Origin of the sequence: Pseudomonas sp. 5C2 (genome assembly GCF_034314155.1) — a bacterium.
Taxonomy (GTDB): Bacteria; Pseudomonadota; Gammaproteobacteria; order Pseudomonadales; family Pseudomonadaceae; genus Aquipseudomonas.
Genome location: NZ_JAVIWH010000003.1, coordinates 2,156,011 through 2,172,405, shown reverse-complemented (window position 1 = coordinate 2,172,405; position 16,395 = coordinate 2,156,011). Strand labels below are relative to the sequence as shown.

General features: G+C 55.4%; 15 protein-coding genes. 7 read left to right on the top strand and 8 right to left on the bottom strand.

Annotated elements, in window-relative coordinates; translation table 11 throughout:
- Positions 1-56: 56 nt before the first annotated feature.
- Together trxB and RGU44_RS24525 are read right to left on the bottom strand one after the other, a co-directional pair.
- Positions 57-1,019, bottom strand: a complete 963-nt coding sequence (gene trxB, locus RGU44_RS24530) for a thioredoxin-disulfide reductase (protein WP_322278409.1) — start codon at positions 1,017-1,019, stop codon at positions 57-59.
- Positions 1,020-1,170: 151 nt separating this feature from the next.
- On the bottom strand, positions 1,171-1,770 hold the full coding sequence (locus RGU44_RS24525) for a peroxiredoxin (protein ID WP_322177970.1): 600 nt from the start codon (positions 1,768-1,770) through the stop codon (positions 1,171-1,173).
- 249 nt (positions 1,771-2,019) lie between these two features.
- Here RGU44_RS24525 and cysZ point away from each other — a divergent pair, with 249 nt between their 5' ends.
- The 3 genes from cysZ (at position 2,020) to RGU44_RS24510 (ending at position 6,381) form a co-directional block, all read left to right on the top strand.
- Entirely contained in the window at positions 2,020-2,775 is a 756-nt protein-coding gene (cysZ, locus tag RGU44_RS24520) for a sulfate transporter CysZ (RefSeq protein WP_322278408.1), read from the top strand.
- A 215-nt stretch (positions 2,776-2,990) separates the two neighbouring features.
- On the top strand, positions 2,991-3,302 hold the full coding sequence (locus RGU44_RS24515; protein ID WP_322177968.1) for a hypothetical protein: 312 nt from the start codon (positions 2,991-2,993) through the stop codon (positions 3,300-3,302).
- A gap of 1,903 nt (positions 3,303-5,205) precedes the next feature.
- On the top strand, positions 5,206-6,381 hold the full coding sequence (locus RGU44_RS24510) for a glycosyltransferase family 1 protein (protein ID WP_322278406.1): 1,176 nt from the start codon (positions 5,206-5,208) through the stop codon (positions 6,379-6,381).
- Between the two features lie 86 nt (positions 6,382-6,467).
- Here RGU44_RS24510 and RGU44_RS24505 read toward each other — a convergent pair whose 3' ends face one another.
- The 4 genes from RGU44_RS24505 to RGU44_RS24490 all read right to left on the bottom strand — a co-directional run bounded on the left by RGU44_RS24505 (position 6,468) and on the right by RGU44_RS24490 (position 9,467).
- Positions 6,468-7,571, bottom strand: coding sequence for an NADH:flavin oxidoreductase (locus tag RGU44_RS24505; protein WP_322177965.1), 1,104 nt, complete (start codon positions 7,569-7,571; stop codon positions 6,468-6,470).
- 17 nt (positions 7,572-7,588) lie between these two features.
- Positions 7,589-8,200: a TetR/AcrR family transcriptional regulator gene (locus RGU44_RS24500; protein ID WP_407074566.1), complete on the bottom strand. Its 612-nt coding sequence runs from the start codon at positions 8,198-8,200 to the stop codon at positions 7,589-7,591.
- A 177-nt stretch (positions 8,201-8,377) separates the two neighbouring features.
- Entirely contained in the window at positions 8,378-8,860 is a 483-nt protein-coding gene (locus RGU44_RS24495) for a glutathione peroxidase (RefSeq protein WP_322177963.1), read from the bottom strand.
- A gap of 121 nt (positions 8,861-8,981) precedes the next feature.
- Positions 8,982-9,467, bottom strand: coding sequence for a peptidylprolyl isomerase (locus RGU44_RS24490; protein WP_322177962.1), 486 nt, complete (start codon positions 9,465-9,467; stop codon positions 8,982-8,984).
- A gap of 13 nt (positions 9,468-9,480) precedes the next feature.
- On the opposite strand from RGU44_RS24490, the gene RGU44_RS24485 reads away from it, so the two are divergent.
- The 3 genes from RGU44_RS24485 (at position 9,481) to RGU44_RS24475 (ending at position 12,949) form a co-directional block, all read left to right on the top strand.
- The gene (locus RGU44_RS24485) at positions 9,481-9,795 is read left to right on the top strand and encodes a DUF3565 domain-containing protein (protein WP_322183028.1); all 315 of its coding nucleotides are present in this window, start codon (positions 9,481-9,483) and stop codon (positions 9,793-9,795) included.
- 95 nt (positions 9,796-9,890) lie between these two features.
- Complete coding sequence (pta, locus tag RGU44_RS24480) at positions 9,891-11,981, top strand: phosphate acetyltransferase (protein WP_322177961.1); 2,091 nt, start codon at positions 9,891-9,893, stop codon at positions 11,979-11,981.
- A gap of 62 nt (positions 11,982-12,043) precedes the next feature.
- Positions 12,044-12,949, top strand: a complete 906-nt coding sequence (locus RGU44_RS24475) for an acyltransferase (protein WP_322177960.1) — start codon at positions 12,044-12,046, stop codon at positions 12,947-12,949.
- 70 nt (positions 12,950-13,019) lie between these two features.
- On the opposite strand, the gene RGU44_RS24470 is transcribed toward RGU44_RS24475, so the two are convergent.
- Both RGU44_RS24470 and RGU44_RS24465 read right to left on the bottom strand, forming a co-directional pair.
- Positions 13,020-13,727, bottom strand: coding sequence for an OmpA family protein (locus tag RGU44_RS24470; RefSeq protein WP_322177959.1), 708 nt, complete (start codon positions 13,725-13,727; stop codon positions 13,020-13,022).
- 136 nt (positions 13,728-13,863) lie between these two features.
- A complete protein-coding gene (locus tag RGU44_RS24465; RefSeq protein ID WP_322177958.1) occupies positions 13,864-14,508 on the bottom strand; it encodes an MBL fold metallo-hydrolase in 645 nt (214 codons plus the stop codon).
- A 513-nt stretch (positions 14,509-15,021) separates the two neighbouring features.
- Here RGU44_RS24465 and RGU44_RS24460 point away from each other — a divergent pair.
- Complete coding sequence (locus tag RGU44_RS24460; protein ID WP_322177957.1) at positions 15,022-16,266, top strand: HD-GYP domain-containing protein; 1,245 nt, start codon at positions 15,022-15,024, stop codon at positions 16,264-16,266.
- Positions 16,267-16,395: the final 129 nt, after the last annotated feature.

Below are 16,395 nucleotides of genomic sequence, written 5' to 3'. Positions count from 1 at the left end.
CTGAACATAAAAAAACCGGCCTAGGCCGGTTTTTTTTTGCAGCCACAAGCAGACTTTTACAGCGAAGTGTCCTGCAGGCCATCGAGATAACGCTCGACGTCCAGTGCCGCCATGCAACCCGCACCCGCCGAGGTAATCGCCTGACGGTAGATGTGGTCAGCCACATCACCCGCCGCGAAAACACCGTCGACATTGGTAGCAGTCGCATTACCGTCACGACCGCCCTGAACCACCATGTAGCCGTCTTTCAAGGCCAGTTGACCTTCGAACAGTGACGTGTTCGGCGTGTGCCCGATAGCGATGAACACGCCATCGACTTTCAGCTCGTCGGCGCTGCCGTCATTATTTCTCAGGCGAGCACCGGTCACGCCCATGTTATCGCCCAGCACTTCTTCCAGGGTCGCGTTGAGCTTGAGCACGATCTTGCCTTCGGCAACGCGGGCATGCAGCTTGTCGATCAGGATCTTCTCGGCGCGGAACGTTTCGCGACGGTGGACCAAAGTCACTTTGCTGGCGATGTTAGCCAGGTACAGCGCCTCTTCCACGGCAGTGTTACCACCACCGACGACTGCGACTTCACGGTTGCGATAGAAGAAACCGTCGCAGGTCGCGCAGGCAGAAACGCCTTTGCCCATGAAGGCTTCTTCTGATGGCAGGCCCAGATAACGAGCGCTGGCACCGGTCGCAATAATCAAGGCGTCACAGGTGTACGTCGCGTTGTCGCCTTTGAGACTGAACGGCTTGCCAGCCAGGTCCACGGCGTTGATGTGGTCAAACACCACTTCGGTTTCGAAACGCTCGGCGTGTTCTTTCATCCGCTCCATCAACACAGGGCCGGTCAGGCCGTGGGGATCACCAGGCCAGTTATCAACCTCAGTGGTGGTGGTCAATTGACCACCTGCCTGCATGCCGGTAATCAGCAGCGGCTTGAGGTTGGCACGTGCCGCGTAGACCGCTGCGCTGTAACCGGCAGGGCCGGAGCCGAGAATAATCACTCGGGAATGACGTACATCAGACATGACACACTCCTATTGACCGGCCATCGTTACGCGTGGTCGGAACGCCGGTGTACCGGCTGGAATAAAAAAGGACCGCACAAGCACTTGGGGAAGGCTTACAACACGGCAGTCCTGAAAATATGAGGCTGCGGCCGGAGCCGCAGCCGGGGTATTACAGGTTCTTGGCGTTTTCGGCCAAGTAATCGGCAACGCCCTTGGCGTCAGCCTTCATGCCTTTTTGACCTGGGCGCCAGCCGGCTGGACAGACTTCGCCGTGCTCTTCGGTGAATTGCAGAGCTTCAACCAAACGGACCATTTCGTCGACATTGCGACCCAGTGGCAGGTTGTTAACGACCTGATGCTGAACCACACCTTCCTTGTCGATCAGGAACGAAGCGCGCAGAGCGACGCCAGCTTCGTGTTCGATGCCGTAAGCGCGAGTGATTTCGTGTTTGACGTCGGCCACCATGGTGAATTGAACTTCACCGATGCCGCCTTTTTCAACAGGGGTGCTGCGCCATGCGTGGTGAGTGAATTGCGAGTCGATGGAAACGCCGACCACTTCAACACCCAGCTCGCGGAATTTCGCGATGCGGTTGTTGTGGGCGATGATTTCAGACGGGCAAACGAAGGTGAAATCCAGAGGCCAGAAAAACAGAACCACGTATTTGCCACGCAGGGAGGACAGCTTGAAGCTGTCGACGATAGAGCCGTCACCCAATACCGCTGCTGCGTCGAAATCCGGGGCCTGCTTGTTTACCAGTACGCTCATGATGACTCCTTGGAGATTAAAATTTCAGGAAGAGATTGATAAGTTGTCGAGAAGCTTATCGGGGTCGCGAAGATTAAGGAAATATCGTTTCACAATCCACCTCATAGGCAGGGTCTATCCAGATAACCTTTGTATCAACGCTTGACCATAGACTTTACGCCGTCGGGTTTGTTACCGCGAATGTCTGCACTTTCGTACGGGCTGCAAAGCCGGTAAGGTCGGCGCGTTTCCCACCACCCGGAGCCTGCCATGCCTGCCCCTGTTCTTTCTGGCCCGCAATACCTGCGTGAAGGCCTGAAACTGGTCCTAAGCCCCGGCTTGCGCCTGTTCGTTCTGCTGCCGCTGGCCATCAACCTGGTGCTATTCGGCGGCCTGATTTACCTGGCCATGCATCAGTTCGGCATGTGGGTCGACACCTTCATGCCAACCCTGCCGGTCTGGTTGAGCTTTCTCAATTACATCCTCTGGCCATTGTTCGTGGTGCTGGTGCTGCTGATGGTGTTCTTCACCTTCACCATGATCGCCAATATCATTGCCGCGCCGTTCAACGGTTTTCTCGCGGAAAAGGTCGAAGTGGTGCTACGTGGCACCGATGACTTCCCGACCTTCAGTTGGGGCGAACTGGTCGCCATGGTCCCGCGCACCTTCAGCCGGGAGATGCGCAAACTTGGCTACTTCCTGCCCCGCGCGATCGGCCTGCTGATCCTGTCCTTCATCCCGGTGGTCAATCTGGTCGCTGCGCCACTGTGGCTGTTGTTCGGCGTCTGGATGATGGCTATCCAGTACATCGACTACCCGGCGGACAACCATAAAATGGGCTGGAACGAAATGCTCGCCTGGCTGCGTGCTAAACGCTGGCAGAGCCTAAGCTTCGGCGGCATCGTCTATCTGGCGTTGCTGATTCCGGTGGTCAACATCTTGATGATGCCCGCCGCCGTAGCAGGTGCGACCTTATTCTGGGTACGCGAACGCGGAGCAGAGGCAGCGCCCGGTAACACGCTTTAAAGCTCGCCGATAGCAGCCGGTTGTTTTGTTCCAGTGACGCACCGGCTGTTATCTAAAGCACGCACTAACGCCCGATGAATTTCACTGCCATAACTATGTATGTGCTGTCACCCCGCTTGATCCTTTCTAATGGCTCTTCCAAACAACCTGTCCCTCTGCATACCACGATGAGCATGATGTTCAACGGCGGGGACGCTAGATAAAGGAAGATCACCATGAGCACTGAAATCATTCGTGAAAAAGCGCGCAACCTGCTGAATGCTGCGTTGGAAAACTGGAACCTGAACCCGGACGCCGTCTATTTCAACGGCGTCAACAACATGACCGAACGCCTGGTCATTGCTTCCATTTCACTGACCGAAGAAGCCGTAGATAAAACCCTCGAAAAAGATCTGCCTACGTACTCCTATGTAAACGGAGGTCTGTTTTCGGTAGCTTACTCGTTCGCCGATGAACACCGCGTGGAGGGGCCTGACGCTGAAACCCTGAGCCGCATCATTACTGAAATCGTTCATACCCTGGCTTAATAGCACCACGCATTTCCTTGATGGGAAGTCATTGCGGCATTAACCAGAGCATGTTCATCCTGTAAAAAGGATGAACATGTTTACCCCGTAAAAAAATGAAAACAACCAAGGCACTATTTGGCATCAGAACAGGGGCGATTAACCGGAAGGCAACCCCTTGCCGATAGGGGGGCAACCCTTTGCCCACGTCCTATAAATAACTATTTGTAGGAACTTTCTGTAGGACAACTATTCCAGCGCTCAGAATAGCTGCAACAGTTGACTCATCCTCCGCGCCGCTCGTCCTCAAATAAAAACTGGCATCTTTATTGCTCTCCTAACACTAAAAAACCAGGAGGCATTATGGCCATTGAACCCAGCATGAACTCAATTCAAACTGTTTCAAATATTCAGAAAACCATCTTTGGTTCCGTACCCGCAGCTATCGAGAGATTAGTCGAGCCTCGCTCAAGATTCGTACACACGTTAGACAGTGCCATGAGCGAATATAACGCGACTCAAGATAGAACATATCAACCGGCCCCAGCGGCACTTACAATGCTCGTACTGCCCCGCTCGACGGTGCTCATGCAGAATGATGTACGCGACAAATCCCCGAATCAAGATAAAAGCTATACACCCGCCCGATTGAAACAACTCGACCAGAAGCTAAGGACGCAACGTCGTTACGGACCCTCGATAGCGCAGGCAAGTCATTCATGCAGAATTTTAACGAGGCAGTCACAGCGTCCGAAACGCACAAAGAACACACTAAAAGTGCTAAAAGCGTATCGTTCAGAGGTTTTCTGTTGGACAGAGCCAACAACGACCCACAAGAGGCTGCACGGCTGGCTCATAGCTATGCCTACAATTCTCTCAACGGAGAAATGCATGATCTTACTGACTACCCTATTATTCGATATAGCTCGACCGGCGAAATTGTGACTGATACCACAACCTCATATTTTGAGAGAACAATGCACTCAATGAGAAAAGAGCGGATTGAACTGTATGAAACAGAATAAGCAAAGGGCACACCTCCAGTAACAATCCTGGAGAAAATACTGAATTTCAATAATGGATTGCCACAAAAGCTTCGTGAAATGGCAAACTGGCAAACTGGCAAACTGGCAAACTCTGCGCCCAGGGTTTATCACGCGAACAGCATAACACAATAGCTGACCGGCGCTCCTGTTATTAAAGTCGTCAGTGGAACCCGCCCTCTGCCGAGAAATATCTTTGCAGTGATCAGCACCATGACACAGATACACAGAGAGTCCTCTCGGCCAACCTACAACGCCACAATTCCAAGTGACATTTGATATTTTTCCGTTCGCCGCCGGCGAGCCAGAAACAGGCACATTAGCCGTGTACAGATAACCTTCAGAGTGAACAGTTGGAAACACAGTTGATGGCTGATAACTGCTAGCCACTGCCATCTGTGAGCACGTTAAAAGTGCCGTAACCATTCCTAGGGCCGCAAGAGTCCCGTTCAACTTTTTAGAGTTAAATTTCATGTGATACTTTCTGAAAAGTATTGATGGGCGGCAAAACCTCAAAAGCCTGAAGTTAATAGCCCTGTGTACCGAGACCCAACACTGCAACAAGAGCATTGAAACTCGACAAACCTCACGTTACTTAGAAAGCATTCAGCGGCAACATGAAACCCACTGAAATAGTGACTTAAAGAAACGTCCTACATAACTATAAGACCGACACTTAAATAAAAAACCCGTTAGCAAATAACTACCATGCCCCGCCTCCAATCTGATATTAACCACCTGAACCCGGCACGCCCCGTTCAATAATATTTAATCAAATTAAACTGATAAAACGCGCGAGCAGCAACTGCCCGCCCATCACCGTCACAAATCCATCATCAAATCACCACATAAGCGACATGCCCTCAGCCGAGACTGACGTCATGAGCACGATCTTGCATGTCACCCTGATTACCGAAGCCTTCCCGCCAGAGATCAATGGCGTGGCCAATACCCTTGGTCGGTTGTGCGACGGCCTGCGTCTGCGCGGTCACCGTGTCGAGTTGATACGTCCGCGCCAGAGTGAAGATGCAGGGCTTGTCGCCGCAGACGATCTGATGCTGTGCCGTGGCTGGCCGATTCCGGGATATCCCGGGTTGCAATGGGGGCAATCATCAATGCACAAGCTGTTGCGGCGCTGGACGCGGCAACGCCCGGATGTGCTGTACATCGCCACCGAAGGGCCGCTGGGATTGTCCGCATTGCGCGCGGCAAGGCGCTTGGGAATTGCCGTGGTCAGTGGTTTTCACACCAACTTCCAGCAGTACACTCACGAATACGGGTTCGGGTTTGTCACCCGCCTGCTGACGCATTACTTGCGCTGGTTTCACAATCGCTCACAGATCACCGTCGTGCCCAGCCTGAGCCAGAAAATGGAGCTGGAGCGTCGTGGTTTTGAGCGGGTTGAACTGCTGTCGCGGGGCGTCGACAGTCAGTTGTTTCATCCATCGAAGCGCTCGGCGGCGCTGCGTGAAAGCTGGGGGCTGAGCGTGGACGATATTGCCGTGCTGCATGTGGGCAGGCTCGCTCCCGAGAAAAATCTGGGCCTGCTTAAAACCAGCTTTGACGCCCTGCAAGCGGCACACCCTCGACAAACGCTGAAGTTGATTATCGTCGGCGACGGCCCGCAACGAACGACGCTGGAACAGCAACTGCCGAACGCGATTTTCTGCGGCACGCAACGGGGGGACATACTGGCGACGCACTATGCATCAGGGGATTTGTTTGTATTCCCGAGCCTGACCGAAACCTTTGGCAATGTGGTGCTTGAGGCCTTGGCGTCCGGGCTGGGCGTGATTGCCTATGACCAAGCCGCTGCGGCTCAGCATATTCGTCACGGCCACAATGGTGCACTAGCGATGCCGGGGGATGAGGAAGCGTTTATCGATGCCGCACGTTGGTTGCTCGAAGAAAGCGAAACGCTGCGCAGAGTCCGCTTGAACGCGCGGCAACACGCCAGTCGTCAGGGATGGGCGGCGATTATCGACCTGTTCGAAAGACAATTACGCAGCGCGTGCGCGATGAGCAACAAGGCGTTGCCCATGGGGCAATTATTGTAAGCGCGTGGGGACCGCCCAGTCCTTGCCCGCGATCAGCTTGACGGTGTGTCAGGCATGATGTCATCGCGGGCAAGCGCCTACAGGTTTTAGACCAACGTCATTAAGGCGTCACGGCTGAACGGCAGGATGTCCTGCTCGCGGCCATCACGCACCTTCACCGCCCAGTCAGGGTCCACCAGTAATGCACGGCCTACCGCGACCAAGTCGAACTCGTCGTTGTTCAAACGCTGCAGCAGGTTGTCCAGGCTCGCCGGTTGCGCGATCTTGTCGGTATTAACCATGAATTGCAGGAACTCGCCATCAAGCCCGACACTGCCCACGGTGATGGTCGGTTTGCCGGTCAGCTTGCGGGTCCAGCCGGCCAGGTTCAGATCAGAGCCTTCAAACTCAGGTTCCCAGAAGCGACGTGTCGAACAATGAAAGATATCTACGCCAGCGTCTGACAGCGGCTTGAGGAATTCGCCCAGCGCTTCCGGCGTCTGCACCAGACGTGCGCTGTAGTCCTGCTGCTTCCACTGCGAGAAACGGAAGATGATCGGAAAATCAGGGCCGACCGCAGCACGCACTGCCTGGATCAACTCGATGGCAAAACGCGAACGGCCGGCCAGATCGCCGCCATATTCATCCGTGCGCTGATTGGTGCCTTCCCAGAAAAACTGATCGACGAGATAACCGTGAGCACCGTGGATTTCAACGCCGTCCATGCCAATCGCCTTGGCGTCCCTGGCTGCCTGAGCGAAGGCGCTAATCACGTCCTGAATGTCTTGTTTGGACATGCCGTGCACCACGACCTGACCGTCTTTGAGTTTTTCCGTTGGCCCGTAACCCGGCACGCTGGCGTCAGGCTCCGTGCCGACGCGGCGAACGCTGCCCACATGCCACAGTTGCGGGACGATTTTGCCGCCTTCGGCATGCACCGCATCCACGACTTTTTTCCAGCCGGCCAACGGCGCTTCACCAAAGAACTGCGGGACGTTCGGGTAACCGTTAGAGGCTTTGTGATTAACCGTCGTACCTTCGGTGATGATCAGACCTACGCCTGCGGCAGCACGCCGGCGGTAATATTCGATGACTTTGGAGTTAGGTACGCCACCAGGGGAAAACGAGCGGGTCATGGGTGCCATGACCACGCGTGACGGCAATTGCAAATGGCCCAGATGAAAGGGTTTGAACAAGGCGTTGACTGGCATGTGACGCTCCTCGGGAATCAATCGGTATCAGTGGGGCCGGGCGCCAACAGACGCTCAAGCTGGTTCAGAAAAACGTCGAGGGAGGCGACACTGCCTCCCACTTTCATGCGCATCAACGCCCCTTCCCAGGCATTGGCGATAAATTCGGCGAGCGCGGCACAGTCCGTATTGCGAGGCAACTCACCGGCCTGACGGGCGGCCGTCAGGCACTCGGCAAGAATCGCCACCGAACGCTCAAGGATCTGTTCCACCTGGCTGGCGATGGGTTGGCAGCCATCCGCCATTTCGAAACTCAAGCTGCCGATAAAGCAGTGATACTCAGGTTTCTCTTGTCGGGAAAAATGCTCGAGCAGGTCGCGGTAGTAACTCAGGACCCGCTCACGCGGGCTCTGCGTCGGGTCTGCCAGCACAGCGGCGTAACGCTGCAATCGCGGCGCGTACAAATACTCCAGCGCTTGCACGGCAAAGTCTTCTTTGCTGGCGAAGTAGTGATAAAACGAACCCTTGGGAATACCTGCGGCCTGGACAATCTCCAGCACGCCCGTGCCGTGATAACCGCGACGGGTCATCAGGTGGGCGCCTTTGGCGAGGATCAGATCACGCTTGTCGAGTCGAATGGATGTGCTCATGGTGCGAAGCATATGACCGGTCGTCTCGCTTCTGCCAGCACTATTGATTTGGGTGATTTAGCCGTAAAAGTCGGGGGGAGAATAAAGGCAAATAGCGAGGATTCAATGGACAAAACCGGGAGGAGAAAAGCTTGCCGGGCGTGCTCGAATGGCAACCCGGCGGGCGAAGCAGGTGGATCAGCTCAGGGCTTTTTCAATAGCCTGAACCACCGCGTGATCTTCTGGAGACGTACTTGGCGAGAACCGCGCGAGGACGCGGCCGTCTTTACCCACCAGAAACTTCTCGAAGTTCCAGGTAATGTCTCCGGGAAATTCGGCACCTTCACCGACCAACAGACGGTACAGCGAATGACGATGAGCGCCGTTCACTTCAAGCTTGCTGCCCAACGGAAATGTCACTCCGTAATTCAGGGTGCAGAACTCTTGAATCTCCGCTTCGGACCCAGGTTCCTGGCCAGCAAATTGATTGCACGGCAGACCCAGCACGCTGAAGCCTTGATCCTTGTACTTTTGATAAAGTTTTTCCAACTCCGCGTATTGCGGTGTCAGACCACACTTGGAGGCGACGTTGACCACCAGCACGACTTTGCCCTTGAAGGGCGCGAGAGGCAATTCCTGGCCATCCAGAGCTTTTAATGTCGTGTCGTGAAAAACACTCATGACGAACTCCCAAATAACTAGCGAACTAAAAAGGCGCCCGTATCAGGCCGTGGAAACGAACCCGTCGTCTTCACATACCTGCCTGGGCGCCTTGCCAGCTAACAGAGCTTAGCAGCACAAATCAATGGTGATGGCCGCCTTCGCCATGCACGTGACCATGAGCGACTTCTTCCTGGCTGGCGTCACGAATTTCAATGATCTTGACCTCGAAATTCAAACGCTGACCCGCCAAAGGATGGTTGCCGTCAACGGTCACATCATCGCCATCCAGATCGCGGATGGTCACGATCTGCATGCTGCCGTCCGGGCCCGACGCGTGGAACTGCATACCCACTTCCAGTTCGTCGACACCTTCGAACATGCTGCGGCTCAGGGTGCTGACCAGTTCGGCCAGGTATTCGCCATAAGCGTCTTCCGGCTCGATGGACACTTTCAGTTCGTCACCGACGCTCTTGCCATCCAGAGCCTTCTCCAGGCCCGGAATGATGTTGCCTGCACCTTGCAGGTAGACCAGCGGCGCGCCGCCGGCGGAACTATCGATGACCTCACCAGCGTCGTTGGTCAGGGTATAGTCAATGGAGACAGCCTTGTTGGCGGCGATCGGCATGGGGCAAGACCTTTTGCTTAAGATTGGAGAACGATCAAGTTTAACCAAGCAATCGCCCGAAAGCGAACGCAACTCTGACGGACGGCCCAGATTGGAAAACCCGACACTTCTTGAGTTTCGCCAGGACGAGGAAGGGCACTGGATTGCCGTGCTTTCCTGCGGCCACACCCAGCATCTACGCCATCAACCGCCATGGCAATCGCGGCCTTGGGTGCTTGATCCAGCGCAACGGCAACAACGAATAGGTAAAAGCTTTAGCTGTGGCTGGTGTGCGCAGAGCCTGGATAGCGATAGTCTTATGCCCAACCAAGGCACCGAGAATCGATAGCGTGCCTGTAATGTACGAAAAGAATCAGTGACGTAAACCGGTATTTTGGCTGGCTGATCCGCGCCGCCCTTGCACTGCTCAATTGAGAAGCCCGCATGCAAACTTTTTTTATCGCCCCCACTGACTTCGGTGTGGGTCTGACTTCCATCAGCCTGGGCCTGGTGCGCACGCTTGAACGTGCAGGGCTCAAGGTCGGCTTTTTCAAACCCATCGCCCAACCTCATCCGGGCGATCTGGGGCCAGAGCGATCCACCGAACTGGTCGCTCGCACCCACGGGCTCAAGCCTCCTAAACCGCTGGGGCTGGCCCATGTCGAACGGATGCTCGGCGATGGCCAGCTAGACGAATTGCTGGAAGAAATCATCCAGTTGTATCAAGAGGCGGCGGTAGGCAAGGACGTGCTGATCGTCGAAGGCATGGTACCTACCCGCCATGCCAGCTACGCCGCGCGGGTCAATCTGCATTTGGCGAAAAGCCTGGATGCAGAAGTGATTCTGGTCTCCGCGCCGGAAAATGAAGTGCTGACCGAGCTGTCCGGGCGGGTCGAATTGCAGGCGCAACTGTTCGGCGGGCCAAAAGACCCGAAAGTCCTCGGCGTAATTTTGAACAAAGTGCGCACCGACGAAAGCATGGAAGCCTTCGCCGCGCGCCTCAAAGAACACTCGCCTTTGTTGCGTAACGGTGATTTCCGCCTACTGGGCTGTATTCCGTTTCAGGCTGACCTGAACGCACCGCGTACCCGCGACGTGGCCGATCTGCTTGGCGCACAGGTACTCAATGCCGGCGATTACGAGCAGCGACGCATGTCTAAAGTCATCCTCTGCGCGCGCACCGTGCTCAACACCGTATCGCTGCTTAAACCGGGCGTACTCGTGGTAACGCCTGGCGATCGCGATGACATCATCCTCGCCGTCAGCCTTGCAGCGATGAACGGCGTCCCGTTGGCTGGCCTGCTGCTGACCAGCGACACCGTGCCTGATCCACGGATCATGGAGCTGTGCCGCGGCGCGCTACAAGCGGGCTTGCCCGTATTGTCCGTGAGCACCGGCTCGTATGACACGGCAAACCAGCTGAACCAACTGAACAAAGAGATCCCTATCGATGACCGCGAGCGCGCGGAAATAATTACCGATTTTGTCGCCGGGCATCTGGACGCGAAGTGGTTGCACCAGCGTTGCGGCACACCTCGGGAAATGCGCCTGTCCCCGGCGGTCTTTCGCTATCAATTGATCCAGCGCGCACAAGCCGCCAACAAGCGTATCGTCCTCCCGGAAGGCAGCGAGCCGTTGACCATCCAGGCGGCGGCCATCTGCCAGGCACGCGGCATCGCCCGTTGCGTGCTGCTGGCCAAGCCAGAAGAAGTCTATGCCGTGGCCCAGGCCCAGGGCATCGAGTTGCCAGCAGGGCTGGAAATTCTCGACCCGGACCTGATCCGGGGACGCTATATCGTACCCATGGTCGAGCTGCGCAAAAGCAAGAGCCTCAACGCGCCGATGGCCGAACAGCAATTGGAAGACACCGTAGTGATCGGCACCATGATGCTGGCGCTCGATGAGGTCGACGGCCTGGTTTCCGGGGTCATCCACTCCACCGCCAATACCATCCGTCCGGCGTTACAATTGATCAAGACCGCGCCGGGCTGCACCTTGGTGTCGTCCGTATTTTTCATGCTGTTCCCGGAGCAGGTACTGGTCTACGGCGACTGCATCATGAACCCGCACCCCAGCGCCAACGAGTTGGCTGAAATCGCCCTGCAAAGCGCCGATTCGGCAGTGGCTTTCGGCATTGCGCCGAGGGTGGCGATGATCAGTTACTCCAGCGGTGATTCGGCCAGCGGCGAAGAAGTGGAAAAAGTCCGTGAAGCCACGCAACTGGCGCATCGGGCCCAAAGCGATCTTTTGATCGACGGTCCGCTGCAGTACGATGCCGCCGCCAACGAAACCGTCGCTCGCCAACTGGCGCCCAACAGCCCGGTCGCCGGACGTGCCACGGTGTTTGTGTTCCCGGACCTGAATACCGGCAACACCACTTACAAAGCCGTGCAGCGCAGCGCAGATTGCGTCAGCCTCGGCCCGATGCTGCAAGGCCTGCGCAAACCGGTTAACGACCTGCCGCGCGGCGCTCAGGTCGATGACATCGTCTACACCATCGCCCTTACGGCGATTCAGGCTGACAACCTTTCCTGACCCCAATAACAACCGCCGGGAAGTCCGGCGGCACTTGAACTATTTTTGGAGCCCTGCCCCGCATGGACTTTTTGCCTGCCCCATTGCGAGGCGTGATTGCCTCGTTGCTTTTGGCGCTTAACACAATCGTTTGCTGCACACCGTTGTTCGTGGTCGCCATCTTCAAGCTGTGCCTGCCCTTCCCTGCCGCCCAACGCTTGACCGACTGGCTGATGAGCCACATCCACGAAGCCTGGATCAGCAGCAACAAAGCCTGGATGAAGCTGGTGCGCAACACCCGCTGGCACCTGAGCGGGCTCGAAGGCCTGGACTATCAACACTCGTACCTGATTACCAGCAACCATCAAAGCTGGGTCGACATCATGGTCCTGCAATACGTACTCAATCGGCGCATCCGTCCGCTGAAGTTCTTTCTCAAGCAGGAGTTGATCTGGGTACCGGTTATTGGCCTGGCCTGGTGGGCGCTAGGTTTTCCGTTCATGAAGCGTTACTCCAAGGCGTACCTGGCCAAACACCCGGAGAAGAAGGGCAAAGACCTGGAAACCACGCAGCGTACTTGCGACAAGTTCCGCAATAACCCGGTGGGTATCTTCAACTTCGTGGAAGGCACGCGATTCACCGAGAGCAAACACGCCGAGCAGAACTCGCCCTTTCGCCACCTGCTCAAACCCAAAGCGGGCGGCATCGCGTTTGTACTCGACGCCATGGGCGATCAGTTGGAGGCCATCGTCAACGTGACCATTCACTACCCAGGTGGGCGCCCAGGTTACTGGGATCTGCTGTGCGGTAACGTCAGGGAAGTGGTCGCGCATTTCGAAGAAATCAAAATCCCACCGCAGTTCATCGGCAGCAATTATGACCAGGACGGTGAATACCGCCTGGAATTCCAGCAGTGGATCAACCGATTGTGGGAAGACAAGGATTTACTCCTGGATCGCCTGCACCAGGAATACCCACAAAAGCGTTGATCGCAACCTGACGGCAGGAGCGAGTGAATTCGCTCCTGCCGGGTTAGCGGCAGATATCAAAAATGCTGTCTTACTGCTGCGGCGGCTGCTGGTATTGCTGACCCGGAATAGGCTTCAGGTTAACTTCAACCCGACGGTTCTGCGCCCGGCCATTCACGTCGGCGTTGCTGGCAATCGGCTGATCCGGACCTGCGCCACGTACGGACAGGTGAGAAGGGTCGACGCCTTGCGAAGTCAGGTAAGTACTTACGCTTTGCGCACGCTGCTGGGACAGGTCCATGTTGTGCTGACGACTACCGGTACTGTCGGTGTAGCCCACGATTTCAATCATGTTCTGGTTGAACTGCTTCAAGGAGCCCGCCAGATTATTCAGCGGCGAATAGAAGCTGCTGGCAATGGCTGAAGAGTCCGTGGCGAAGGTGATGTTGCCCGGCATGATCAGCTTGATCTGATCACCCTGACGCTGCACCTCGACCCCGGTATTGGCCATGCTTTTGCGCAACTCGGCTTCTTGCTTGTCAGCGTAATAACCGTAACCGGCAGCACTGGCACCAACAACTGCTGCGCCAATCAGCGCGCCCTTGCCGCGGTTATCGTGACTGATCGCCGCACCGGCCAGGGCCCCGGCCAGCGCACCCAGGCCACCGTATTTGGCGGTCTTGCTGACACCACCCGAATTATCAGCCTGTCCTTGATTGTCATAAGGATTAGGTGACGCGCACCCGGACAACAAGGCAACAGCAGTAGCGACAAGAATCAAACGACGCGAGGTGAACATTGAGGAACTCCTGTTTAACTTCCTAGGGCTACTTTTTATGGCCGCTTTCGATAACGCAACGAACGTCAGACGCAGACCGTGCGGCGATTAGAGCCTCACTTCAGGAAAAAATTCCATAATCCCGATGTAACAAATTTCACGCCCGAACGTAAGGATTCTGGCGCATCTCGTCGCCCAAGCGTGTCTCGGGGCCATGACCGGTGATCACCGTTGCCTCTTCGTCCAGGCAGTACAAGCGCTGTTTGATCGAACGAACGATGGTCGCCTGATCGCCACCCCACAAATCCGTACGCCCAATCCCGCGCTTGAACAGCGTGTCACCGGCAATCAACAGCTTGTCGTCGGCAAACCAGAAGCTCATCGAACCGGGTGTATGCCCGGGGGTGTGCAACGCCACGCCGCAACCACACGGCAACGCCTCATCATCGGCCAGCCAACGATCCGGCGGCGGTACCGGCGTATAAGGCACACCGAACATCTGGCACTGCATCTCCAGATTGTCCCAGAGGAACTTGTCCTCCCGATGCAAATGCAACGTCGCCCCAGTCTTCTCCTTCATCAATCCGGACGCCAGAAAATGATCCAGATGCGCATGGGTATGAATAATACTGACCACCCTCAGCCCCAATGCCTCCAGCCGAGCCAGAATCAACTCATGATCGCCACCCGGGTCGACCACGATTGCTTGCTTGGTGATGGGGTCGCCGATGATCGTGCAGTTGCACTGCAAAGGACCGACGGGAAAAGTTTCGCGGATGAGTGACGGTTTGGCGACTTGCATGGGGCCTCCCGGGAGATGGATAGACGTAAGTTTGAATTGTAGAGGCCATGCCGTCGAGCGTCGGTTTTCGCCCTCTCCATACCGAGTTCCTCGCCTACAGGCCCGAGGTTTGCATCCGATTGTCCAAGACGCCAGCACGGGCGGGACCAAGGAAAAAACAGCAGGAAAGCTTGCTGATTATTTTCCACGGCACACCTGACCCGCGCAGTGGTTACAATTGAAAATCAAAAAATAATCACAGCAACCTGTTGATTTATATCGTATAAATTTAAATACAAAAAAATAAAGCACGACCACTGTTTAGCTTTGTACGCTTTTTCAGGAAGGGCCAGGCTATAATGGCACTATGCGATCACTGCGAGTCAATCACGCCATCAAGCGCGCTCTAAAGGGTGAAGTAATGTCGACTGTTCACCTGAAAGTATCAGGCGTCGTGACGGGTTTTGTTTTCGCGGTCACAAGAATAAAGCCAGCTTACTTGCAGGAAGGCTTGGCTGTACTGAGAAACTGGCGATGCTGAAAAAAATCCCCACCTCTGAACTTGCCCTTGGCATGTACATCCATAAATTCTGTGGTGCATGGGTTGCGCATCCCTTTTGGAAAGGCAGCTTTGAACTCAAAGATGCTCTGGATATTGTACGGATCCAGCAGTCGGCTATTACAGAAGTGTGGGTGGATACCGGCAAGGGTCATCCTCCTGTCACTGACGATAATCCTCAACAGTTCGAGGCGCCTTTCCTTCCGCCCTCTCCACCCATTCCCTTCGTACAGCCCGCGACCATCCCCTCCAGGGTCAGTCTGGATGAAGAGCTGTCCCAGGCCTTAAAGATCTGTGTGCGAGCCAAAGAAGCCGTCGTAAAAATGTTCAGTGACGCAAGACTGGGCCAGGCTATAAAAGTGGAGGATGGCGCTTTTTTGGTGGATGAAATAACTAACTCCATACTTCGCCATCCCCATGCGCTTATCAGTCTGGCGCGCTTGAAAACGTCTGACGACTACACCTACATGCACTCCGTGGCCGTGTGTATATTGATGATTGCGCTGGCCCGACAACTGCAGATGAACGAGGAGCAAGTCCGTGAAGCAGGGATGGCCGGCCTCATGCACGATGTCGGCAAGATGATGATCTCAAGCGCCATCCTCGATAAGGCCGGAAAGCTGACACCCGAGGAGTTCAAACTCGTCCAGAGCCACCCGGAAGAGGGGCTGAAAATTCTGGAGAGGAGCGAGGACGTCAGCACTCACGTGCTTGACGTATGCTTGCATCACCACGAAAAAATCAACGGTTTGGGTTACCCACATGGCCTGGCTGGGGACCAGATCAGTCTGTTTGCCCGAATGGGCGCGGTGTGCGACGTGTATGACGCAGTGACGTCCGAGCGCTCGTATAAAAAGGGCTGGGGTCCTGCACACTCCATTCGCGAAATGGCCTCCTGGAAAGGGCATTTCGATGAAATAGTTTTCCAGAGCTTTGTTAAAACCATCGGCATTTACCCCATTGGCGCTTTAGTCAGCCTGCAAAGCGGTCGCATGGGCGTAGTCATTGAGCAGAATGAACAGTCCCTTCTGACCCCCAAAGTTAAAGTATTCCTGTCAACGCGAAGCAAAATGGCGATTCCCCATAAGATCATTGATCTTGCCTGCCTTGAGGAACCAGACAAAATTGTGCAAATCGAGTTGGCTGAGGACTGGGGCATCACCAACGCTGAAGAGCTCTGGTCTGGCCTCTCACTAGCCGAAGGCAACCTGTTCGGTTGACGTCCTGAATGCTAAGGAACTCCGGGCAGAATGAACTGCGCCCCAGAAGTTGGACACCCATCCAATCTATGGGGGTTTTTTCATGGGCAAATATTCAAAGCAGTTCAAGCTATCCGCCATCACCGCTTT

Excerpts from the sequence above, each read along its gene's own strand:
- RGU44_RS24500 (WP_407074566.1), bottom strand. The coding sequence starts at position 8,200 with ATGAGCACATCCATTCGACTCGACAAGCGTGATCTGATCCTCGCCAAA.
- RGU44_RS24465 (WP_322177958.1), bottom strand. The coding sequence starts at position 14,508 with ATGCAAGTCGCCAAACCGTCACTCATCCGCGAAACTTTTCCCGTCGGT.
- RGU44_RS24505 (WP_322177965.1), bottom strand. The coding sequence starts at position 7,571 with ATGCCAGTCAACGCCTTGTTCAAACCCTTTCATCTGGGCCATTTGCAA.
- RGU44_RS24510 (WP_322278406.1), top strand. The coding sequence starts at position 5,206 with ATGAGCACGATCTTGCATGTCACCCTGATTACCGAAGCCTTCCCGCCA.
- RGU44_RS24470 (WP_322177959.1), bottom strand. The coding sequence starts at position 13,727 with ATGTTCACCTCGCGTCGTTTGATTCTTGTCGCTACTGCTGTTGCCTTG.
- RGU44_RS24475 (WP_322177960.1), top strand. The coding sequence starts at position 12,044 with ATGGACTTTTTGCCTGCCCCATTGCGAGGCGTGATTGCCTCGTTGCTT.
- trxB (WP_322278409.1), bottom strand. The coding sequence starts at position 1,019 with ATGTCTGATGTACGTCATTCCCGAGTGATTATTCTCGGCTCCGGCCCT.
- RGU44_RS24490 (WP_322177962.1), bottom strand. The coding sequence starts at position 9,467 with ATGCCGATCGCCGCCAACAAGGCTGTCTCCATTGACTATACCCTGACC.
- pta (WP_322177961.1), top strand. The coding sequence starts at position 9,891 with ATGCAAACTTTTTTTATCGCCCCCACTGACTTCGGTGTGGGTCTGACT.
- cysZ (WP_322278408.1), top strand. The coding sequence starts at position 2,020 with ATGCCTGCCCCTGTTCTTTCTGGCCCGCAATACCTGCGTGAAGGCCTG.
- RGU44_RS24495 (WP_322177963.1), bottom strand. The coding sequence starts at position 8,860 with ATGAGTGTTTTTCACGACACGACATTAAAAGCTCTGGATGGCCAGGAA.
- RGU44_RS24525 (WP_322177970.1), bottom strand. The coding sequence starts at position 1,770 with ATGAGCGTACTGGTAAACAAGCAGGCCCCGGATTTCGACGCAGCAGCG.
- RGU44_RS24515 (WP_322177968.1), top strand. The coding sequence starts at position 2,991 with ATGAGCACTGAAATCATTCGTGAAAAAGCGCGCAACCTGCTGAATGCT.
- RGU44_RS24460 (WP_322177957.1), top strand. The coding sequence starts at position 15,022 with ATGCTGAAAAAAATCCCCACCTCTGAACTTGCCCTTGGCATGTACATC.